22 protein-coding genes are annotated in these 21,436 nt (G+C 58.9%); 6 read left to right on the plus strand and 16 right to left on the minus strand.

Annotated elements, in window-relative coordinates:
* Positions 1 to 138: 138 nt before the first annotated feature.
* Genes ntrC through dusB form a run of 3 tightly spaced genes read right to left on the minus strand, consistent with a single transcriptional unit; the run spans position 139 to position 3,718 of the window.
* Complete coding sequence (gene ntrC, locus J5276_RS07660; RefSeq protein WP_003512914.1) at positions 139 to 1,590, minus strand: nitrogen regulation protein NR(I); 1,452 nt, start codon at positions 1,588 to 1,590, stop codon at positions 139 to 141.
* Positions 1,587 to 2,735, minus strand: coding sequence for a nitrogen regulation protein NR(II) (locus tag J5276_RS07665; protein WP_003512904.1), 1,149 nt, complete (start codon positions 2,733 to 2,735; stop codon positions 1,587 to 1,589). Before J5276_RS07665 ends, ntrC begins: the two co-directional genes overlap by 4 nt.
* Positions 2,732 to 3,718 carry a tRNA dihydrouridine synthase DusB gene (gene dusB / locus J5276_RS07670; RefSeq protein WP_255610144.1) on the minus strand — a complete coding sequence of 329 codons (987 nt, stop codon included), beginning with the start codon at positions 3,716 to 3,718 and terminating at the stop codon, positions 2,732 to 2,734. The genes J5276_RS07665 and dusB overlap by 4 nt, the downstream gene beginning before the upstream one ends.
* Positions 3,719 to 4,023: 305 nt before the next feature.
* On the opposite strand from dusB, the gene J5276_RS07675 reads away from it, so the two are divergent.
* Entirely contained in the window at positions 4,024 to 5,211 is a 1,188-nt protein-coding gene (locus J5276_RS07675; protein ID WP_112155094.1) for a bifunctional 2-C-methyl-D-erythritol 4-phosphate cytidylyltransferase/2-C-methyl-D-erythritol 2,4-cyclodiphosphate synthase, read from the plus strand.
* Positions 5,208 to 5,717, plus strand: coding sequence for a CinA family protein (locus J5276_RS07680; protein WP_112178572.1), 510 nt, complete (start codon positions 5,208 to 5,210; stop codon positions 5,715 to 5,717). The genes J5276_RS07675 and J5276_RS07680 overlap by 4 nt, the downstream gene beginning before the upstream one ends.
* On the opposite strand, the gene J5276_RS07685 is transcribed toward J5276_RS07680, so the two are convergent.
* Both J5276_RS07685 and J5276_RS07690 read right to left on the minus strand, forming a co-directional pair.
* On the minus strand, positions 5,699 to 6,154 hold the full coding sequence (locus tag J5276_RS07685; protein ID WP_003512897.1) for a type II toxin-antitoxin system RatA family toxin: 456 nt from the start codon (positions 6,152 to 6,154) through the stop codon (positions 5,699 to 5,701). The genes J5276_RS07680 and J5276_RS07685 overlap by 19 nt on opposite strands.
* A gap of 9 nt (positions 6,155 to 6,163) precedes the next feature.
* On the minus strand, positions 6,164 to 6,733 hold the full coding sequence (locus J5276_RS07690) for an AAA family ATPase (RefSeq protein ID WP_112155096.1): 570 nt from the start codon (positions 6,731 to 6,733) through the stop codon (positions 6,164 to 6,166).
* Between the two features lie 248 nt (positions 6,734 to 6,981).
* Between J5276_RS07690 and J5276_RS07695 the strand changes: the two genes are divergently transcribed.
* The 3 genes from J5276_RS07695 (at position 6,982) to J5276_RS07705 (ending at position 9,031) form a co-directional block, all read left to right on the plus strand.
* Positions 6,982 to 7,158 carry a hypothetical protein gene (locus J5276_RS07695; protein WP_003512893.1) on the plus strand — a complete coding sequence of 59 codons (177 nt, stop codon included), beginning with the start codon at positions 6,982 to 6,984 and terminating at the stop codon, positions 7,156 to 7,158.
* A 114-nt stretch (positions 7,159 to 7,272) separates the two neighbouring features.
* Positions 7,273 to 8,007 carry an AraC family transcriptional regulator gene (locus J5276_RS07700; RefSeq protein ID WP_112155097.1) on the plus strand — a complete coding sequence of 245 codons (735 nt, stop codon included), beginning with the start codon at positions 7,273 to 7,275 and terminating at the stop codon, positions 8,005 to 8,007.
* Between the two features lie 94 nt (positions 8,008 to 8,101).
* On the plus strand, positions 8,102 to 9,031 hold the full coding sequence (locus J5276_RS07705; RefSeq protein WP_112155098.1) for a DMT family transporter: 930 nt from the start codon (positions 8,102 to 8,104) through the stop codon (positions 9,029 to 9,031).
* 78 nt (positions 9,032 to 9,109) lie between these two features.
* Here J5276_RS07705 and lipA read toward each other — a convergent pair whose 3' ends face one another.
* From lipA to J5276_RS07760, 11 genes are all read right to left on the minus strand, one after another.
* On the minus strand, positions 9,110 to 10,081 hold the full coding sequence (gene lipA, locus J5276_RS07710; protein ID WP_003512887.1) for a lipoyl synthase: 972 nt from the start codon (positions 10,079 to 10,081) through the stop codon (positions 9,110 to 9,112).
* Between the two features lie 104 nt (positions 10,082 to 10,185).
* A complete protein-coding gene (locus J5276_RS07715; RefSeq protein ID WP_003512885.1) occupies positions 10,186 to 10,434 on the minus strand; it encodes a GlsB/YeaQ/YmgE family stress response membrane protein in 249 nt (82 codons plus the stop codon).
* An 81-nt stretch (positions 10,435 to 10,515) separates the two neighbouring features.
* Positions 10,516 to 11,961, minus strand: a complete 1,446-nt coding sequence (lpdA, locus tag J5276_RS07720) for a dihydrolipoyl dehydrogenase (RefSeq protein ID WP_013636031.1) — start codon at positions 11,959 to 11,961, stop codon at positions 10,516 to 10,518.
* Positions 11,962 to 12,019: 58 nt separating this feature from the next.
* Complete coding sequence (locus tag J5276_RS07725; RefSeq protein WP_003512881.1) at positions 12,020 to 12,664, minus strand: SGNH/GDSL hydrolase family protein; 645 nt, start codon at positions 12,662 to 12,664, stop codon at positions 12,020 to 12,022.
* A 12-nt stretch (positions 12,665 to 12,676) separates the two neighbouring features.
* Positions 12,677 to 14,047 (minus strand): pyruvate dehydrogenase complex dihydrolipoamide acetyltransferase, encoded by a 1,371-nt coding sequence (locus J5276_RS07730; protein ID WP_019565543.1) that lies wholly within the window; start codon positions 14,045 to 14,047, stop codon positions 12,677 to 12,679.
* Positions 14,048 to 14,061: 14 nt separating this feature from the next.
* Complete coding sequence (locus tag J5276_RS07735) at positions 14,062 to 15,483, minus strand: pyruvate dehydrogenase complex E1 component subunit beta (RefSeq protein ID WP_003512876.1); 1,422 nt, start codon at positions 15,481 to 15,483, stop codon at positions 14,062 to 14,064.
* A gap of 17 nt (positions 15,484 to 15,500) precedes the next feature.
* Positions 15,501 to 16,544, minus strand: a complete 1,044-nt coding sequence (gene pdhA, locus J5276_RS07740; RefSeq protein ID WP_003512874.1) for a pyruvate dehydrogenase (acetyl-transferring) E1 component subunit alpha — start codon at positions 16,542 to 16,544, stop codon at positions 15,501 to 15,503.
* 153 nt (positions 16,545 to 16,697) lie between these two features.
* Complete coding sequence (locus J5276_RS07745; protein WP_003512872.1) at positions 16,698 to 17,015, minus strand: septum formation initiator family protein; 318 nt, start codon at positions 17,013 to 17,015, stop codon at positions 16,698 to 16,700.
* Between the two features lie 336 nt (positions 17,016 to 17,351).
* Positions 17,352 to 18,626 (minus strand): phosphopyruvate hydratase, encoded by a 1,275-nt coding sequence (eno, locus tag J5276_RS07750; RefSeq protein ID WP_003512870.1) that lies wholly within the window; start codon positions 18,624 to 18,626, stop codon positions 17,352 to 17,354.
* A 147-nt stretch (positions 18,627 to 18,773) separates the two neighbouring features.
* On the minus strand, positions 18,774 to 19,619 hold the full coding sequence (kdsA, locus tag J5276_RS07755) for a 3-deoxy-8-phosphooctulonate synthase (protein ID WP_111795839.1): 846 nt from the start codon (positions 19,617 to 19,619) through the stop codon (positions 18,774 to 18,776).
* Entirely contained in the window at positions 19,619 to 20,500 is an 882-nt protein-coding gene (locus tag J5276_RS07760; RefSeq protein WP_112155099.1) for a VOC family protein, read from the minus strand. Before J5276_RS07760 ends, kdsA begins: the two co-directional genes overlap by 1 nt.
* Before the next feature lie 211 nt (positions 20,501 to 20,711).
* Between J5276_RS07760 and lexA the strand changes: the two genes are divergently transcribed.
* Positions 20,712 to 21,434 carry a transcriptional repressor LexA gene (gene lexA / locus J5276_RS07765; protein ID WP_111795837.1) on the plus strand — a complete coding sequence of 241 codons (723 nt, stop codon included), beginning with the start codon at positions 20,712 to 20,714 and terminating at the stop codon, positions 21,432 to 21,434.
* Positions 21,435 to 21,436 lie beyond the last annotated feature (2 nt).

Raw genomic sequence — 21,436 nt, forward strand, 5'->3', positions numbered from 1 at the left:
AATCGCTGGCTAGCCAGCACCACATTCATGAAAATGGGCGAATCCGCCTCGTGCCGGCGAATCTCTCTCCATCCTAGTGTTTTCCAAGCAACACAATGTGGCGAAAATGCAACGACAACCGCGGCCTTGTCAACATTCTCAGCTGGGGCGGGAGCTGCGATACACGGAAACGCCAAGCTCGCGAATCTTCTTGCGCAGCGTATTGCGGTTGAGGCCAAGAAGATCGGCAGCCTTGATCTGGTTACCGCGCGTCGCCGTCAGGGCGGCGAGAATGAGCGGATATTCCAGTTCGCGCAGAACACGGTCGTAGAGACCTGGCGGCGGCAGGCCTTCGCCGAAACTTGCGAAATAATCCCGCATGTTTTCCTCGACCGCCTGCGAAATGGTCAACGAGCCGGTCCGGACCGCCATCTTGTCGAGCGGGCTGTCTGGAACATCCGACTGCAATTCCTGCTCGATGATCTCGCGGGTGATGACTTCCTGCGGATAAAGCGCCATCAGGCGACGGATCAGGTTTTCGAGTTCGCGCACGTTGCCGGGCCAGGCATAGGCCTTCATGACTTCCAGCGCCTCGGTCTCGAAGCGCTTTCCTTCCAGCCCCTCCTTTTCACCCGTCTGGATGAAATGGCGCACAAGATCGGGAATATCCTCAGCGCGGTCGCGCAGCGGCGGTAGCCGCAGCGGCACGACGTTCAGGCGGTAATAGAGGTCTTCGCGGAAAAGGCCCTGGTTGATCGACTGCTTCAGGTCCTTGTTGGTGGCGGCGACGATGCGAACATCGGTCCTGATCGGCGTGCGTCCGCCCACCGTCGTATATTCGCCCTGCTGCAATACGCGCAGCAACCGCGTCTGGGCGTCCATTGGCATATCGCCGATTTCGTCGAGAAACAGCGTGCCGCCCTCGGCCTGTTCGAAACGGCCGGTCGAGCGGTTCTGCGCGCCGGTGAAGGCGCCCTTCTCATGGCCGAACAGTTCCGATTCGATCAGATCACGCGGAATTGCCGCCATGTTGATGGCGACGAAGGGGCCGTTGCGGCGCTTGCCGTAATCATGCAGCGCGCGCGCCACCAGTTCCTTGCCAGTGCCGGATTCGCCGGTAATCATCAGCGTCAGATCGGTCTGCATAAGGCGGGCGAGAACCCGGTAGATTTCCTGCATGGCGGCCGAGCGGCCGACGAGCGGCATGCCGTCCTGCATATCGTCGTCCAGTTTGGCGGGCTTGCGCTTCGGCTCCGACAGGGCGCGGCCGATGATGGCAATCAGCTCTGTCAGGTCGAACGGCTTGGGCAGGTAATCGTAAGCGCCCTTTTCCGAGGCCTTGATCGCGGTCATGAAAGTGTTTTGGGCACTCATCACCAGAACCGGCAGGTCCGGGCGAGCCTTCTTGATGCGCGGAAGCAGATCGAAGGCGTTTTCATCGGGCATCACGACATCGGTAACGACCAGATCGCCCTCGCCGGCAGAAACCCAGCGCCAGAGCGTTGCGGCATTGGACGTGATGCGCACATCGTAACCGGCACGGCTGAGCGCCTGATTAAGCACGGTGCGGATCGCGGCATCATCATCGGCGACGAGGATAGTAGCTGTCATCTGTCATTTCCTGTCGAGTTCGGCAAGATGCGGTCGTCCAGCGCCACTTCAGGCGAGACGGGCATCAATACGCGGAAAGTCGTGCGATGGTTCTGGCTGTCGCATTCGACAATGCCGCCATGGGCGCCGATCAGTTTGGCGACAAGCGCCAGACCCAGGCCCGAACCATTCGTCTTGGTGGTAATGAAGGGGTCAAAGAGATGCGGCAGGAGATCGGCCGGCACTCCCGGCCCATTGTCATGCACGCAAAACTCAAGCGGCAGCGAGATGCGTTCGCGGCTGCCCGCCACGGACATGCGCATGCCGGGACGATATGCCGTCGTCAGCACGATCTCGCCCTCCGACTGATTCCCGACGGCTTCCGCCGCGTTTTTCACCAGATTGAGAAAGACCTGCACCAGCTGGTCGCGATTGGCATAGACCGCCGGCAGCGATGGATCATAATTCTCGGAAATCTTGATGTTACGGGCAAAGCCAGCCTTGGCTATGGCCTTCACATGGTCGAGCACCGAATGGATGTTGACCGGCACGCGGTCCACCGGACGCTCGTCGGAAAACACTTCCATGCGGTCAACCAGCGAGACGATACGATCGGTCTCGTCGCAGATCAGCCGCGTCAGCGCACGGTCCTCATCGGCAACCGATGTCTCGAGAAGCTGCGCGGCACCACGAATGCCCGAAAGCGGGTTCTTAATCTCATGCGCCAGCATCGAGGCAAGGCCGGTGACAGAGCGTGCAGCAGCCCGATGGGTCAATTGCCGGTCGATCTTGTCAGCCATCGACCGTTCCTGGAAGACGACGACAACAGACCCCGGCTCGCTGACAACAGGCGCGACATAGAGATCGACGAGCTTGTCCTGTCCAAGCCGGGGGGAGCTCAGATCGACCCGATATTCATTTACCGGCGCGCGGCGTTCCCGCACCTGATCGATCAGCGCAAGCAGCGGACTGCCGAAGGGAATGAAGGTGGAGACGCGGTAGCGGGCGAGATGGGAGGCGCTGGCCCCGAAAAAAGCTTCTGCTTCCCAATTGGCAAAAGCGATGAAACCTTCGGCATCCACCAGAATAACGGGATTCTGCACCGCGTTCAGAACCGCCATGGCGAGCGGGTTCGCATCTGCCGGGCTGTGTTTATCAGCGCTCATGCGGCCTTCCTTGCGGCTTCTTCGCCCGCATTGTCGCAAAGGGCGGAGCGCAGCAGATCAGCCACTTCCCCCGTATCACGCGATGTCATGATTTTAGCCTTGTCGGTGGTGGCGATCTCCGTCGCGAAACGGTCGAGATACCAGCCCAGATGTTTGCGGGCATGCCGAAGACCGGCTTCCCTTCCATAAAATTCGAGCATCATGTCGTAATGTTCGACGGCGATATCGGCAATATCGGCGCGTTGCGGCGCTGCATGTCCGGCCAGTACCGCCGGCAGCCAGGGTTGACCCTGTGCACCGCGACCGACCATAACGGCATCCGCGCCGGAACGGCTGAGGATTTCACGCGCATCTTCGGCGGTCTCGACATCGCCATTGGCGATCAGCGGCACGGAAATCACCTCGCGCACGGCGCGAATGGCATCCCAGTTCGCCCGTCCTTCGTAAAACTGCATGCGGGTGCGGCCGTGAATGGTGATGAGCTGGACGCCAGCGGCTTGAGCGCGGCGAGCAATTTCAGGTGCATTGATGGTGTTTTCATCCCAGCCAAGCCGCATCTTCAGCGTCACGGGCACATCGACCGCGCCGACGGTCGCCTCGATCAACGACAGCGCATGGTCAGGATCCCGCATCAAGGCTGAACCGGAGTACCCGCCCGTCACCTTCTTGGCCGGACAACCCATATTGATGTCGATGATGCCAGCGCCATTATCAGCCGCAATTTTTGCCGCTTCCGCCATGAAATGCGCTTCGCGTCCGGCGAGCTGCACCATATGCGGAACCATCCCGGCATTTTTCAGCCGCGCCCAAGATTCCCCACGATTGGCGACAAGTTCCCGGCTTGCGACCATTTCAGTCACCACAAGGCCCGCGCCGTAACGCCAGGCGAGCTGACGGAAAGGCAAATCTGTCACGCCCGACATAGGCGCCAGCACTGCGCGATTACGGATCGCGACTGAGCCGATGCTGAACGGGACTGACAACTCCGGAAGGGGCAAGTGATGATCTTTCGTGCAGAAGAGTTATATGCATTATTTTTAGACAGTGTTTGCGCAGTTGCCAAGCACTTTTACAGGGTTGCACCTTTTATTTGCGCGTGGCCTGCCTGCCTGTTTTGCTGGCGGCGGCAATTTGTGCAGGTTTGAACAAACGGGATGACCGATCCTGCGGCATGTGGGTGCGGGTGGGCGGCTTATCGGGCTGGCCATTCGGGTTTTGAAACGCTAGAGCAGGACTGTCAACCATTAAGGGTTGCGCACAAAGCATAAGACCAATGCAGGAAAGTACTATGAAACTCGGCATCGTCGTTGTCGCCGCAGGACGCGGAGAAAGAGCCGGCTCCCCCGAGGAAGGGCCGAAACAATATCGCCCGATCGGTGGCAAGGCCGTGATCGAGCATACATTGTCGACCTTTCTTGCCTGGGCAGGCACATCTCCCATCGTGGTCGTTATCCATGCCGACGATGCGGCACTCCTGTCACCAATCCTTGAACGGCTGAATGCCGGGGAGCGGATCGTCACCGTCACGGGCGGCGCAACCCGGCAGCAATCGGTGCTCGCCGGTCTGGAAGCGCTGGCCGCGCAAGACCTGACACATGTGATGATCCACGATGCCGTGCGGCCTTTCATCGCCGTGGACATGCTGGAACGCATCGTGGCGCTGCACAAGGCGGGCGCTGTCGGCGTTCTGCCTGCCCTGCCCGTCACTGATACGCTGAAGCGTGGCGCAGGCGATTCTGTCGCGGAAACGGTTTCAAGGCAGGGTCTTTATGCGGCGCAGACACCGCAAAGCTTCGGCTATGGCGAAATCCTCGCCGCGCATCGTGCTGCTGCCACATCTGGAAAAACCGACTTTACCGATGACGCCTCGATCGCCGAGTGGGCAAGTCTGCCTGTGACGCTGACCGAAGGCTCGGTCGACAATGTGAAACTCACTCTCAAGCGGGATATCGCCATGGCCGATGAAAAGCTCTCCTACGGACTGCCTGACGTGCGCACCGGCAATGGTTACGACGTGCACCAGCTGGAAGCAGGAGACGGTGTGACACTGTGCGGCGTCTTCATCGAACACGACCAGAAACTCAAAGGCCATTCGGATGCCGATGTGGCGCTGCATGCGCTGACGGATGCCCTGCTCGCCACCTGCGGCGCTGGCGACATAGGCGATCACTTCCCGCCTTCCGATCCGCAATGGAAGGGTGCCGCTTCGCGCATCTTCCTCGAACACGCGGCCAAAGTAGTCCGCGGCAATGGCGGCACGATCATGAATGCCGATGTCTCGCTGATTGCCGAAGCGCCGCGCATCGGACCGCATCGGCAGGCCATGCGTGAGGCGCTTTCCGACATGCTCGGCATCGCGCTGGAGCGCTGCTCGGTCAAGGCGACCACCAACGAGACGATCGGCTTCGTCGGCCGCCGCGAAGGTATTGCTGCGATTGCCACTGCCACTGTGGTCTACAAGGGCAGACCGCTATGAGCCTGTTTCCTGCGGATATAGAAGAACTGGCGCGGCGGATCATTTCTGACTTTACCGCCGGCGGCTTCATGGTCTCGACGGCGGAAAGCTGTACGGGCGGCCTGATTGCTGGTTCGCTAACGGAAATCGCCGGCTCTTCTGCCGTCGTCGATCGCGGCTTCGTCACCTACACGAACCAGGCCAAGATGGACATGCTTGGGGTTGGAACTGAGACGCTGGCGAATTTCGGCGCCGTATCCCGACCGACCGCGCTGCAAATGGCGCACGGCGCGCTATTTCGTTCCCGGGCGGATTTTGCCGTAGCCGTGACCGGCATTGCCGGTCCGGGCGGAGGTTCGGCTGAAAAACCGGTGGGGCTGGTGCATCTGGCCGCCATGGCACGCAGCGGTAAAATCCTGCACCATGAAATGCACTACGGAGAGATCGGGCGCACGGAAATCCGTCTTGCGACCGTCAGGACGGCGCTCGATATGCTGATTACCCTCAATCAGGCTGGGTCCGCGTAGATTTTATCGGCGCGGGTCTCGAAGGCTTCGGCGAACATGCGGAAGGCCCTGTCGAACATCGATCCCATGACCGCACCGAGCAGCCTGTTCTTGAATTCATACTCGATGAAAAAATGAATGGCCGAGCCGCCCTCTGCGGAGGCTTCAAAACGCCAGCGATTGTCGAGATATTTGAACGGGCCGTCGATATATTTCACGTCGATGGCGCGCTCTGCCGGGTTCAGCAGCACCTGCGTGGTGAAGGTCTCGCGAATGGCCTTGTAGCCCACCGTCATATCAGCCACCAGCAGAGTCTTGCCGTCCCGCTCCTTGCGCGAGCGGATGACCAGCGCTTCGCAAAGCGGCAGAAACTGCGGATACTTCTCCACATCGGCGACGAGGTCGTACATGCGGTCGGGCGAGTGTTTTACAAGGCGATGCGTTTCGAACTGTGGCATGAGCGGGAGTTAATCCTCGATAACAAGAAGATCAAGAAGGCGGCGAAGCTGTTTTCGGCTTTTAAGCTGGAATACCGGCACGTTGGGACCATAAAGCGCGAAATTCTGCTCGAAGATCGGGGCGTGCCGGCGTTCGAAATTCCAGATATAGCGCAGGAAATCGAGATCCAGTCTTTCGGGGCACCCTTCAGCCATTTCAGGACGCGCCTTGCCATACCCCTTGGCAATCCGGGTGATGGCGCCCCAAAGGCAAAGCCAACGCGGCATGCGCACCCAAAGGACGATGTCGGATCTCGGCAGACGCATGTCGAAAGACGATGGATTGCTGCCGTCCATCAGCCACCGGTCTTTGGTGACGATGGCGGCGATCCTTTGCCGCTGTTCTTGGCGCGGGCGTGCCTGCCAGCCGGGCAACCAGAAAATATCGCGATCCATGGAAATGTATTCAAATCCAAAGCGTCTTACGAGCTTCCGGGAAAGCGTCGATTTTCCGCCTCCGGAGCAACCGACGACCGAAATACGCTGCGCAGATGCGATAATCGCGGCCGCGTCCTCCACCTTTTCAAGATAGTTCGGCATCGAATAAACCTCGTCTTCGCCACCATGCCATTTTTAAATAGCGCGGCTATTATTCTGCGGCGGCATGGCCGCGGCGTCCGATGTTACGGAAATTTAACTATTGCAACCCCCTCGCAGGGATTGCTATTTATTTGCGACTAATATTACACCCATGGGATGCAACGGCGCTGGAACCTCCCATTTTCACCGCGCTTATTCATCCCTGGGTTCACACCCACATAACCCGCTTTGAGCCACTGAGTGAGCCGATGGACGATTTTTCCAACATCATCAACCTTCTCGAATCCGCCAAGCAACTTGCATCGATGAACGAAATGCCGATGCTTGCCTATCTCATCGACGTTGCGAAATGCGAGGCGAGAGAGAACAAGCCGGTTTTGCGCAAGCGCAAACGCGGCGAATCGACCGCCAAGGAAGAATGTTAGACGCCGGCTCGATAAAGCCGGCTGGCCCAATCTTCAAGACGATGTCATAATCAGGACTGAAACCGGCCGCTTTTCGAGGCGGCCGTTTCTTTTCACGATGGAAATGACAATCTCATGATCGCCGCATCCGCCGATATCAGGACCTATACGCAGGAAAGACCGAAGGAACGGCACGGCTTCGTGCAGATCGTTCTTCCGGTCTCGGGATGTCTGCGGATCGATGTAGCAGGGCTACAGGACGAATTGTCCACCGGGCGCGCGGTCTTCATTCATCCCAACACATCGCACACACAGGAAGCGACGACGATCAACCGGTCGCTGGTGGTCGATATCGACGAAACTGCTGTTCCCGAACAGGTGCTGGAGAGATTTGTCCACAAGCCGTTTCTCGATATCGCACGGGATACACGGCAGCTGATCGCTTACATGCGCGGCGTCATCGGATCGGATGGGCCGCGTGCGGATATTGCCAACCTCTGGGCACCGCTCCTGATCGACAGCCTTGCGACTGAAAAGACCGATATCCGCCACCGCCTGCATGCGCTGGGCAAGATCGTCAGAGCGGAGCCATTTTTCCCCTGGACCATCGAGACGCTCGCATCCTGCGCCGCGATCAGCGATAGCCGCCTGCATGCGCTGTTTCTGGAAGAGTTCAACCTCCCTCCTCACCGCTGGCTTGCAGAGCTGCGCATGGACAAGGTCTGCGCATTGCTGCGCCACTCCACATTGCCGATTGCGGAAATTGCCCTGCGGGCCGGCTTTTCCGACCAGACGGCACTGACGCGCGCCATGCGCAACGCGATGGGCAAAACGCCTGCCGCTTATCGCCGGGCCTTCGGAATTCACTGAAAGCACAGCACCTCTTCTCTCAGGAGTTTTTGTCAAGACAGCCGTACGTGGCTGTGGCACATCGCGGGCAATCGTGAATGCGGATGTGACTGACATGAACAAGACAAGCCTCGGTGTTATCTACGGCATGATGGCGGGCGCTCTCTGGGGTGCGATCTTTCTCGCCCCGAAACTCGTACCGGATTTTTCCGCCCTGCAACTGTCGACGGCCCGTTACCTGACCTACGGGCTGATTTCGCTCATCATCATCGGACCGCGCCTGAAACAGGTATCGGCCCATTTCGGCGCGCGCGAATGGATCGCGCTCGGCTGGCTGAGCATGATCGGCAACATCGCCTATTATGTCTTCATATCAACGGCGGTAAAACTGAGCGGCGTTGCCTTCACGTCCATCATCATCGGCTTCCTGCCGGTTGCCGTCACCATCATCGGCACGCGCGATCATGGCGCGGTATCGCTCAAGCGTCTGTGGCCGTCGCTCGCCTTTGGCGCAATCGGCATTATCGGCATATCCTGGCAGTCGCTGACGGAAAGCGATGCGGGGCTGGATGTCTCCCGTCTGATCGGGCTGGCCTGTGCGCTTGGCGCGCTCGCCTCATGGACGGCCTTTGCGGTTGGCAATGCCCGCTGGCTGTCACGCCTTCACGATGTCAGCGCCGACGACTGGAACATGATGACGGGTGTGGTGACCGGCGGGCTGGCGCTGGCGCTCGCCATACCGGCCTTTGCTTTCGGCGGGGAAAGCCATAGCTCCAAGGACTGGCTGCATTTTGCGGCCATCGCCGCCGGTCTCGGGTTCACCGCATCCATTCTCGGAAATGCTCTCTGGAACCGCATGAGCCGCCTGCTGCCGCTCACCATGGTTGGACAGATGATCCTGTTCGAGACGCTCTTTGCCTTGCTCTATGGTTTCCTCTGGGAAGGTCGTGGGCCAACAATCGTAGAAGTCCTGGCGATTTGCTCAGTCGTGCTGAGCGTCATCCTGTGCATGCGCGCGCATCGGCCGGAGAAGGTTGTGGCTTGACTTCAGGTGAAAGCAGCAACGTCATCCTCGGGACAAATCCAAGGATGACGCGTGAGAGAAATTGCCCGCCCCGCCCACTTACTCCGCAGCGGCCAGAAGCTTCTTCTCGCGGGCTGCGCGCAGGCGTGCAAAATCGTCGCCCGCATGGTGGGAAGAACGCGTCAGCGGGCTGGAGGAGACCATCAGGAAGCCCTTGGTATAGGCGACCGTCTCATAGGACTTGAATTCCTCCGGCGTGACGTAAGCCTCGACCTTGTGGTGCTTGCGGGTCGGCTGCAGATACTGGCCGATAGTCAGGAAGTCCACGTCAGCACTGCGCAGATCGTCCATCAACTGCAGCACTTCGTTGCGCTCTTCGCCAAGGCCGACCATGATACCTGATTTGGTGAACATGGTGGGGTCCAGTTCCTTGACGCGCTGCAACAGGCGCACGGAATGGAAATAACGCGCACCGGGGCGAACCGTGAGGTAATTGCCGGGAACGGTTTCCATATTGTGGTTGAAAACATCGGGCTTCGCCGCGACGACACGCTCCAGCGCGCCGGGCTTCTTCAGGAAGTCCGGGGTCAGAATTTCGATGGTGGTGTTGGGAGACGCAGCGCGGATCGCCCAGATCACCTTTTCGAAGTGCTCCGCGCCGCCATCGGCGAGATCATCGCGGTCGACCGAGGTAATGACGACGTGGCTGAGGCCCATCTGCTTGACGGCCTTGGCGACGTTTTCCGGCTCGTCCATGTCAAGCGCATTGGGCTTGCCGGTCGCGACGTTGCAGAAGGCGCAGGCGCGGGTGCAGATCTCACCCATGATCATGAAGGTCGCGTGTTTCTTGTCCCAGCATTCGCCGATATTTGGACAGCCGGCTTCCTCGCACACCGTCACCAGCTTGTGACTGCGCACCAGTTCGCGCGTCTCGTGGTAGCCCTTGGATGTCGGCGCCTTGACGCGGATCCATTCCGGCTTGCGCATAACCTCGGTATCAGGCCGATGGGCCTTTTCCGGGTGGCGGATACGCTTTTCTTCGGACGAAGTCCTGTCGAGAATAGTGACCATAAGAAACCTGTTTCTATCGCTTGCCGCGATCATCACATTTATTGACGCGATGCTTTAGAACAATTCCAGAAAAAGCGTAAGCCCCTTCCGGGCACGAAGCCTAGTCAGCGCCGTACCAGCTTAGCCATGAACAACAACAGGCTCGCGCCGATGAAGGACGTTACGAAATAACCGAGCCTGCTGTCCTGCACGAAAACGTCGAAGGTTCTCAGCACCGCAACGGCAACCACCGAACCGACGATGCCGAGAACGATATTCATGAAGATGCCGAAACGCATATCCATGAGTTTGCCGGCGAGCCAGCCGGCAAGACCGCCGATGATGATTGCCGCAATCCAGCCAATATTTTCCATTCCCGCGCTCCCTTATAGAACCAGCGTTGAGACATATGGGACACCCGGCATGGTTAGACAATGCCGGGCATCACGGGGCACTCATGCGTTCAGCACACGTCCGTAGGCGTCGAGCACGCTTTCCTTCATCGACTCGGAAATGGTCGGATGCGGGAAGATCGTGTGCATCAGTTCCTCTTCGGTGGTTTCGAGGTTCATGGCGACCACGAAGCCCTGAATGAGTTCGGTGACTTCCGCACCAACCATGTGCGCGCCGATCAACTCGCCTGTCTTCTTGTCGAAGATGGTCTTGACCATGCCCTGATCTTCACCGAGTGCCACGGCCTTGCCGTTGGCCGCAAAGGAGAAGCGGCCGACGCGAATATCGCGGCCCAGTTCCTTCGCCTTGGCTTCGGTGAGACCAACAGAGGCGACCTGTGGGTTGCAATAGGTGCAGCCGGGGATCTTGAGCTTGTCCATCGGGTGAACATTCGGCAGACCGGCGATCTTTTCAACGCAGATCACGGCCTCATGCTCGGCCTTGTGGGCGAGCAGCGGCGGGCCGGCGACATCGCCGATGGCGTAGACGCCAGGCACGTTGGTCTTGCCGTAACCGTCGATGACGATGAAGCCGCGATCGGTCTTCACGCCGACGGCCTCAAGGCCGATGCCTTCGATGTTGGCGACGACGCCGACAGCCGAAATCATCCGGTCAGCGGTGATCTTCTCGGACGAACCGTCCTTCTTCTCGAGCGTCGCAGTAACCGAATTAGCAGCCTTCTCGACCTTGGCAACCTTGGTTTCCAGATGGAACTTGATGCCCTGCTTCTCCAGCTGCTTCTTGGCGAAGGCAGATATCTCCGCATCTTCGACCGGCATCACCTGGCTCATGATTTCAACGACGGTAACGTCGACACCCATGGTGCGGTAGAAGCTGGCGAATTCGATGCCGATGGCGCCGGAACCCATGACGAGCAGCGACTTCGGCAGTTCTTCCGGCTTCATTGCCTCGAAATAGGTCCAGATCAGCTTGCCATCCGGTTCGATGCCTGGAAGCGCGCGCGGGCGGGCGCCTGTGGCGACGATGATGTGCTTGGCGGTATAGGTGCCCTCGCCCAGCGTGTTCTTCGGAACCGGGCCCATCGGTTCGACGGGCTTCTTCTGGGTCTTGGAAACTACGATTTCACCGGGCTTGGTGATCTTGGCCTCGCCCCAGATGATATCGACCTTGTTCTTCTTGAACAGGAAGCCGACGCCGTTGTTCATGCGGTGCGCGATGCCGCGCGAACGATCAACGATCGCCTTGACATCAGGCTTGATCGAGCCTTCGAGCGTCAGGCCGTAATCCTTGGCGTGCTGAGCCGTATGCAAGACATCGGCAGTACGCAGCAGCGCCTTGGTGGGAATGCAGCCCCAGTTGGAGCAGATGCCTGCAAGGTGCTCGCGCTCGACCACGGCAACCTTCATGCCGAGCTGGGCTGCGCGAATCGCGGCAATATAACCGCCCGGTCCCGAACCGATGATGATGACGTCATAAGATTGAGCCATAGGTATCCTGCCTTGTCCTATCGGGTCACGGCATGCCGTTCCGAAACGAGAATTGTTGTCAAAGTCCGAGCATCATGCGAACGACGGGCTCCAGCCCGCGCCCGATGGCCCGCGTGTTTTCAGCATCGAGATGAACGCCGTCTACGGGCGTCGTGCGGGCAACTGACCCCGCATCGAAAAATCCGCAATCGAGATCGTCGGCCAAATCCCGGTAGACCGGGGCGAGCATCGCCGATTCATCGATCGCATCGCGAAAGATAGCGCCCATCACGGGGTTGGCCGTTTCGCACAGTTGCGGCGGCGCGACGATCAGAACATCCGGCGCTTCCCAGTCCGGCACCTGCCAGACATGGTTGCGCACCAGTTTGACCAGCCGCTCCACACCCTTCATCGCGACGATGGCCGAGCCATGAATCGACGGTTTCAAGTCGTTGGTGCCGAGCATGATGATGACCAGATCAAGCGGCGCGTGGCTGTGCAGAAGCGTCGGCAAGAGCCTTGCGCCGTTGCGATCGCAATCAGCGGTATGGTCATCATAGGCGGTGGTTCGTCCACCCAGCCCTTCGTGGATCACCTTCACATCAGGCCCGAGCGCCTTTTGCAAGACGCTCGGCCAAAGATCGTCATGGCTGTGCCGGCCACCCGTTTCCGCATCTGATCCCCATGTCAGGGAATCGCCAAAGCAGAGGACCGACTTCACCATCTCACTCTCCGATCAAACCAGCATGCCCATCGGGTTTTCGATGTAGCGCTTGAAGGCACCGATCAGCTCGGCTCCGAGCGCGCCATCGACGCAACGGTGGTCGGTAGAGAGCGTAACCGTCATGACATTGGCGATCTTGATCTCGCCGTTCTTCACGACAGCACGCTGTTCGCCCGCGCCGACTGCCAGAATGGTGGCGTGCGGCGGGTTGATGACGGCGGAGAAGCTCTTGACGCCCATCATGCCCATGTTGGACACGGCCGTCGTGCCGCCCTGATACTCCTCGGGCTTCAGCTTGCGCTCCTTGGCGCGCTTGCCGTAGTCCTTCATCTCGTTGGAGATGGTGGAGAGCGACTTCTCTTCCGCCTTGCGGATGATCGGCGTGATCAGGCCACCCGGAATGGAAACGGCAACGCCGACATCCGAATGCTTGTGCTTGACCATGTTGCTTTCCGTCCAGGAGACGTTGGCATCAGGCACATCGCGCAGCGCGAGAGCCAGCGCCTTGATGACCATGTCGTTGACCGAAAGCTTGTAGGCGGGCTTGCCGTCCTTTTCGGGAGCGGCGGCGTTGAGCTGGGCGCGCAGCGCCAGAAGCGTATCCAGTTCGCAATCCACGGAAACGTAGAAATGCGGAACGGTCTGCTTGGATTCGACCAGACGCTTGGCGATGACCTTGCGCATGCCGTCATGCGGCACCAGTTCGTAAGAACCGGGTTCGAACAGCTTGAGAACAGCTTCTTCGGACGGGCCCTTGGCAAGTGCGGCAGCTGGTGCGCCTGCGGATGCTGCGGCGGCAGGAGCAGCCTTCGCACCACCGGAAGCGGCAGCCTTTTCCACGTCAGTCTTGACGATACGGCCATGCGGGCCGGAACCGGACACGGCCGTGAGGTCGAGACCGGCCTCCTTGGCGAGACGACGGGCAAGCGGCGAAGCGAAGATGCGCTCGCCGGATTTTGCAACCGGGGCCGGGGTGGAAGGTGCGGAGGACTGGTCGGCAACTGGCTTTTCAGCCTTGGCTGGGACAGCTTCTTCCTTTGGCGCTTCGGCCTTTGCAGCTTCTTGCTTCGGAGCCTCGGCTTTGGCCTGGGACGCGGCAGGAGCAGCATTGCCGCCCTTTGCTGCCTCAGCCACATCCTCGCCATCGGCGGCGAGGATAGCGATCAGGGCGTTGACCTTGACCGCTTCCGTGCCTGCGGGAACCACGAGCTTGGCGACCGTGCCCTCATCGACGGCTTCCACTTCCATGGTTGCTTTGTCGGTCTCGATCTCGGCGATCACGTCACCGGGTGCGACCTTGTCGCCTTCCTTGACCAGCCACTTGGCCAGATTGCCCTCTTCCATGGTGGGAGAAAGGGCAGGCATGGTGATGTTTATCGGCATCGAAACGCCTCCCCTTACTTGTAGCAGACGGTTTTGACAGCCTGAACGACTTCATCGACGTTCGGCAAAGCCAGCTTTTCGAGGTTTGCCGCGTAAGGCATCGGAACGTCTTTGCCGGCAATCGTCAGGATCGGCGCATCGAGATAGTCGAAAGCGGCACGCATGACCTGATTGGCGATGAAGTCACCAACCGATGACTGCGGGAAGCCTTCCTCGACGGTGACCAGACGACCGGTCTTCTTGACCGATTCGATGACGGTGGGCAGATCCATCGGACGGATGGTGCGAAGGTCGATCAGTTCGACGTCGATGCCGAGCTTTTCGAGTTCCGCAACCGCCTTGATTGCGTAGGTCATGCCGATGCCGAAGGAAACGATCGTCGCATCCTTGCCCTTGCGGTGAATGCGCGCCTTGCCGATCGGCAGCACGAAATCGTCGAGCTTCGGCACTTCGAAGCTCTGGCCGTAGAGAATTTCATTCTCAAGGAAGATGACCGGATTCGGATCGCGGATGGCTGCCTTCAGGAGACCCTTGGCGTCCGCTGCCGTGTAGGGCATGACGACCTTGAGGCCCGGAATATGGCTGTACCATGCGGCGTAACATTGCGAATGCTGAGCGCCAACGCGGGCAGCAGCACCCGAGGGGCCACGGAACACCATCGGCGCACCCATCTGGCCGCCCGACATGTAAAGCGTCTTCGCAGCCGAGTTGACGATCTGGTCGATCGCCTGCATGGCGAAGTTGAAGGTCATGAATTCGACGATGGGCCGCAGGCCCGTCATTGCCGCACCGACGCCGATACCGGCAAAACCGTGCTCGGTGATCGGGGTGTCGATGACGCGGCGCTCGCCGAATTCCTGCAACAGGCCTTGGGTAATCTTGTAAGCGCCCTGATATTCGGCGACTTCCTCACCCATGACGAAGACTTTTTCGTCGGCGCGCATTTCTTCGGCCATGGCGTCGCGCAGCGCTTCACGCACCGTCGTCATCACCATTTCCGTGCCTTCAGGAATATCCGGATCGGCAGCGACTTCGATCTTAGGTGCTGCCGGAACCTTTGCGGCTTCCTTGGCAGCGCTCGGCTCCTCGGATGCTTCGCGGGTCTTGCCGCCTGCGGCATCCGAATCGGAATTTGCAGCTTCAGCCTTCGGCTCTTCCTTCTTGGCGGAAGAAGAAATGTCGGCAGCGCTTTCGCCTTCCTGGATGAGAACGGCGATCGGCGTGTTGACCTTGACGCCTTCGGTGCCGGCGTCGATCAGCAGCTTGCCGATAACACCTTCATCCACAGCTTCCACTTCCATGGTCGCCTTGTCGGTCTCGATCTCGGCAATCACGTCGCCGGATGTGACCTTGTCGCCTTCCTTTTTAAGCCATTTGGAAAGCGTGCCTTCCTCCATGGTCGGGGAAAGGGCGGGCATAAGAATTTCTACTGGCATGGGTTTCCCTTTCCCGATCAGAGCAGAATGTCGGTGTAGAGCTCGGATACATCCGGCTCTGGGTCGTTCTGGGCGAAGTCTGCGCTATCGGCGACAATATCACGGACATCCTTGTCGATGGCCTTCAACTCGTCTTCGCTTGCCCAGCCCTGCTCCAGAAGCCGTGCCTTGACCTGCTCAATCGGGTCATGTTCGGAGCGCATCTTCTGCACTTCGTCTTTCGAACGGTATTTCGCCGGGTCGGACATGGAGTGACCACGGTAACGGTAGGTCAGCATTTCCAGAATGATCGGACCCTTGCCGGAGCGGCAATGTTCCAGCGCCTGATCGGCGGCTGCCTTTACGGCGCGCACATCCATGCCATCCACCTGGATGCCGGGAATGCCGAAGGACTGGCCGCGCAGCGAATAGTTCGACTGGGCGGTGGCGCGGGCGGTCGAGGTGCCCATGGCGTAACGGTTGTTTTCAACGATATAGATGATCGGCAGTTTCCAGAGAGCGGCCATGTTGAAGCTCTCGTAGACCTGACCCTGGTTGGCGGCGCCGTCACCGAAATATGTCACGGAGACATTGTCGTTGCCGCGATATTTATTGGCGAAGGCAAGACCGGTTCCGAGCGAAACCTGCGCACCGACGATGCCGTGGCCGCCGTAGAAATGTTTCTCCTTGGAGAACATGTGCATCGAGCCGCCCTTGCCTTTAGACAGGCCGCCCTTGCGACCGGTCAATTCGGCCATGACGCCACGCGCGCTCATGCCCAGAGCCAACATATGGCCGTGGTCACGGTAAGCGGTGATGACCTGATCGCCTTCCTTCTGAGACATCTGCATGCCGACAACAACGGCTTCCTGACCGATGTAGAGGTGACAGAAACCACCGATGAAGCCCATGCCGTAAAGCTGGCCGGCCTTTTCCTCGAAGCGACGGATGAGAAGCATCTCACGATAGGCGTGAAGCTCTTCTTCCTTCGAAAAGTCCGGGCTGTTCTTACCGGTGAATTCGCCTGCAGCCTTTGCCGTTGTCTTTCGGCCGGATACGGACGCGGTTTTTCGCGGCGCCATTCATCCCTCCCTGAGTTGTCGTTTGAATGGATAGATTGGCGCGTACCATATGCAAGAAAATGCCATGCAGCAATGCTTTAAACGCATGGCACATATTCATGCTAAAGTGCTGTGAATAAATCACAAATCATTAATTAACTTGATTTCGGTTAATTAGAAGTAGGTATTCATGATGACAATTTCGTCCGTACGGGACATATTCAACTGATAACGGGAAATCTCGTCAATCATGTCACGTTCGAGAGAACCGTCGCTCAATAATTCGACCTGCCGCTCCAGCGCAACGCGCGCCTGCGTCAGCTTGGCAAGCTCTGCCGTTCTGGCAATACGCTGCCGCTCCAGCCGCTCCGTCGCCTGAAGGCCGAAGTCGCCGTGGATGGAATGATACCCGAAATAGGAAAGAAAAGCGATCGTAATGGCCGGAACGATCAAACGGCCGAATCGTCTCTTTTTATGATGTCTGGTCCACATGCCGGAGAGAAGCCTTAAAACGCATAATGTGAGTCTCGAGACTAATGCGGATTGTTTAACTATCCGTTGACCTTAAATTCCGCGCGACTGATAGACGCAAAAAAGCCCGCCAGAGGCGGGCTAATAATGACGACGATATCAGAGAGAGTTCGTTATGCCGAGCGTGATCCGGCATCAAGCCACAGCGCGTCTTCGCCGTGAAAAGAGCCCTTTCAACCCAGGGACCTGGCCTGACTGAACCTCAGATCAACTCGGGAGTGAGCAGTGCGGATAAACCGCCCATCCCTGAGACTGACCCGCCAGGCGGCGGGCCATATCGCGAAACCCGAACGCGGATTATCCGCGCAGGATCGAACGGCCGGCGTAAGCAGCCTGCGGGCCAAGCATTTCTTCAATGCGGATAAGCTGGTTGTACTTTGCGAGCCGGTCGGAACGGGCAAGCGAGCCGGTCTTGATCTGACCGCAGTTGGTTGCAACCGCGAGATCGGCGATGGTGGAATCTTCCGTTTCGCCCGAACGGTGCGACATGACGGCGGTGTAACCTGCCTTGTGCGCGGTTTCGACTGCGTCCAGCGTCTCGGAAAGCGAACCGATCTGGTTGACCTTGACGAGGATGGAGTTGGCGACACCCATCTTGATACCGTCGCGAAGGCGGGCGGAGTTGGTGACGAAAAGATCGTCGCCCACCAGCTGGCACTTGTTGCCAATGAGATCGGTCAGCGCCTTCCAGCCATCCCAGTCGTCTTCAGCCATGCCGTCTTCAACGGAGATGATTGGATATTTCGCGACGAGTTCGGCCAGGTATTCGGCCTGCTCGATCGGCGAACGGGTCTTGCCTTCGCCTTCATAAACGTAATTGCCGTTCTTGAAGAATTCGGTCGCCGCACAGTCGAGACCGATGAACATGTCGTCGCCTGGACGGTAGCCAGCCTTTTCGATCGACTTCATGATGAAATCGAGTGCTGCCGGCGCGCTTTCGAGACCCGGTGCAAAACCGCCCTCATCGCCGACATTGGTGTTGTGGCCCTGTGCGGACAGTTCTTTTTTCAGCGTATGGAAGACTTCGGAGCCCATGCGCACGGCTTCGCGAATGTTTTCTGCGCCGACCGGCAGGATCATGAATTCCTGGAAGTCGATGGGGTTATCGGCATGCGCGCCGCCGTTGATGATGTTCATCATCGGAACCGGCAGCAGATGCGCGTTCGGGCCGCCGACATAACGGTAAAGCGGCAGGCCGGAGGCTTCAGCGGCAGCCTTCGCAACGGCGAGCGACACGCCGAGGATGGCGTTGGCGCCGATGCGCGACTTGTTCGGCGTGCCGTCGAGCGCGATCATCATCTGATCGATCTGGATCTGGTTTTCAGCGTCGAAACCGCCAATCGCATCGAAGATTTCCGTATTGACGGCTTCGACCGCCTTTTCCACGCCCTTGCCGAGATAACGCTTGCCGCCATCGCGCAGCTCAACCGCCTCATGCGCGCCGGTGGAGGCGCCGGAGGGAACGGCGGCACGGCCCATGGAGCCGTCTTCGAGATAAACGTCGACTTCAACGGTCGGATTGCCGCGGCTGTCGAGAATTTCGCGCGCGATGATATCGGTAATGGCAGTCATGGTCTCTCCCTTGGGAATGGAACAGATATTTTCCGTCGCCTGTCTTAGACGATGGCGAAGAAATTACAATGACGGTGGGCAGCGGAAACGGCCCGCCCGCCATTAAAATCGATTGGCACAAAAGTGCCCGCCGTCACGGTCAGCCGATCAGGCTTTCGTAATCGCGTCGAAAGCCAGAAGCTTTTCGAGCAGTTTCGGCATGTCCTTCAAGTGGACCATGTTAGGGCCGTCTGACGGCGCATTGTCCGGATCCTCATGCGTCTCGATGAAGAGGCCGGCCACGCCAACCGCAACGGCCGCACGCGCCAACGTCTCGACGAATTCGCGCTGGCCACCTGTGGAGCCGCCCTGCCCGCCCGGCTGCTGCACCGAATGGGTGGCATCGAACACGACAGGTGCGCCGAGCGCTGCCATGATCGGCAAAGAGCGCATGTCGGAAACCAGCGTGTTGTAACCGAAGGACGCGCCGCGCTCGCACAACATCACATTCGGATTGCCGCTCTCATTGAGCTTGGCAAGCACGTTCTTCATGTCCCAGGGCGCCAGAAACTGGCCTTTCTTGACGTTGATGACGCGGCCGGTCTTGGCGGCGGCAACGAGAAGATCGGTCTGGCGGCTGAGGAACGCCGGGATCTGCAGCACGTCCACTACCTCGGAAACGATGGCGCATTGCTCTTCCGTGTGGATGTCGGTCAGAACAGGAAAACCGAATTCCTTTTTGAGATCGGCAAAAACCTGCATCGCGTTATCCAGGCCGATGCCGCGTTTTCCGGAAAGCGAAGTGCGGTTCGCCTTGTCGAAAGAGGACTTGTAGACAAGCCCTATTCCCAGCTTGTCGCAAAGCTCCTTCAGGACGCCAGCGATCATGAAGGCATGTTCGCGGCTTTCCATCTGGCAGGGACCGGCAATCAGCGAAAACCGCTCAGTATTCGAGAAAGAAACCTTGCTGGCGCCGTCGCCGGCTGTGACTTTAAGATTGTTCGTAACGTTCATCATTTTTCCTCGAAGGCGAAGGCAACACCCTGACCAGGTGCTGCGGGCACCACCAGACGGCCGTCCGCTTTTGCGCAGGACACGCCATTAGCAGCAAGCACCGCCTCTGTCACGGCAAGATCGTGTGACGAAAAGACGATGCCCGCGCCGCGCAATCTGCCTTCGTTGCCATCCTGAGCATTCAGGGCCTGCCCGCCGAAAGGCGGTTTTCCGGGCAATCTGATGTTGGCATTGCCGGTCGCGAAAACCATATCACCGCCCGGAGACCATTTGCCTTCACAGCCAAACACTGTCTCGATCAGGCCCGCCACCTTCATATTGCCGCCGGAAAACAGGACGATTTCACTCAGGCCGGTGACACCATTGGCGTGGCGCTCCAGCATGGTGCGATCGCCCGGAAGGGCTTGAAGCCGTTGACAACTGAACAAAAAGAAATCCGCGGCCGCCCCGCTTGCCGCAAAAGCCAGCCGGAACGCCGCCTCGCCTTGCGAGCCATCCGGCATCCGAACAGGCCGCGAAAACTCGAAAACATCGCCCGCCGAAAGGCCGGCTGCCCGAAACCGCTCATGGTCAACCAAGGCGTCTTTAGTCCTGGCGACAAGAGCCGAAAAACCCTCCTGCCCGTCCCGTTGCCGGAAGGCCACATCCCTGCCGGTGAACACATCACCCCTCTCTATTGAAGCATTATATTTAGCCGGATCAGCAATTGCGAGCGGCTCCAGATAGGTGCCATCGGCGAAAAATACGCAGGCATTTTGGGTGCCGAAAGGATGCAGAGCCTCCGGCGCAACCGTAAAGCCAAGACTGACGAGGCGCTTCACGGCGACGCCTATGACTTCCACGGGCAAAACGAGATGGTCAACGCTATAGGGTTTCGTCATGAAAATGTATCCTGCTGGCCTTCCGCCCGGAGCATGCCGGGACGGTTTTGACCGCACAAAAGCACAATTGCGTGCTATGAGGCAAATCATCACAGCAACAGATGGCACCTTCACGAAATTTTAGGGGATTGCAGAACACATATGGAACATATAGTGTTCGTTCTGTATTTGTTTCGCGACTTCCACTACGATTCTAAAGGGTGTTTTCCTCATGCTCACGCGCAAACAGCAGGAATTGCTTCTCTTCATTCATGAACGAATGAAAGAGTCCGGCGTGCCGCCCTCCTTCGATGAAATGAAGGACGCACTCGATCTTGCTTCGAAATCCGGCATCCACCGCCTGATAACCGCTCTCGAAGAGCGCGGGTTCATTCGTCGGCTACCGAATAGAGCCCGGGCGCTGGAAGTCATCAAGCTGCCCGAGGCTTATACGCCGGGTGCAAGGCCGCAGCGCGGCTTTTCGCCAAGCGTTATCGAAGGCAGCCTTGGCAAGCCCAAGACGCCGGAACCGGCCCTTGCCCCCAAGACGCCGGCCAATGATCTGGGCGGGGCTGTCACCGTGCCGGTCATGGGCCGCATCGCTGCGGGCGTGCCGATTTCCGCCATCCAGAACAACACCCATGATGTGGCAGTGCCAGTAGACATGCTTGGCACGGGCGAACATTACGCGCTTGAGGTCAAGGGTGATTCGATGATCGAGGCCGGCATTTTCGACGGCGACACAGTCATCATCCGCAACGGCAACACCGCCAATCCCGGGGATATCGTTGTGGCTCTGGTGGATGACGAGGAAGCCACGCTGAAGCGCTTCCGCCGCAAGGGTGCCTCCATTGCGCTCGAGGCGGCAAACCCAGCCTATGAGACCCGTATCTTCGGGCCCGACCGGGTTAAAATTCAGGGCAAGCTGGTAGGGCTGATCCGCCGCTACCATTGATC

Source organism: Agrobacterium sp. S7/73, assembly GCF_019355535.1.
Taxonomy (GTDB): Bacteria; Pseudomonadota; Alphaproteobacteria; order Rhizobiales; family Rhizobiaceae; genus Agrobacterium; species Agrobacterium tumefaciens.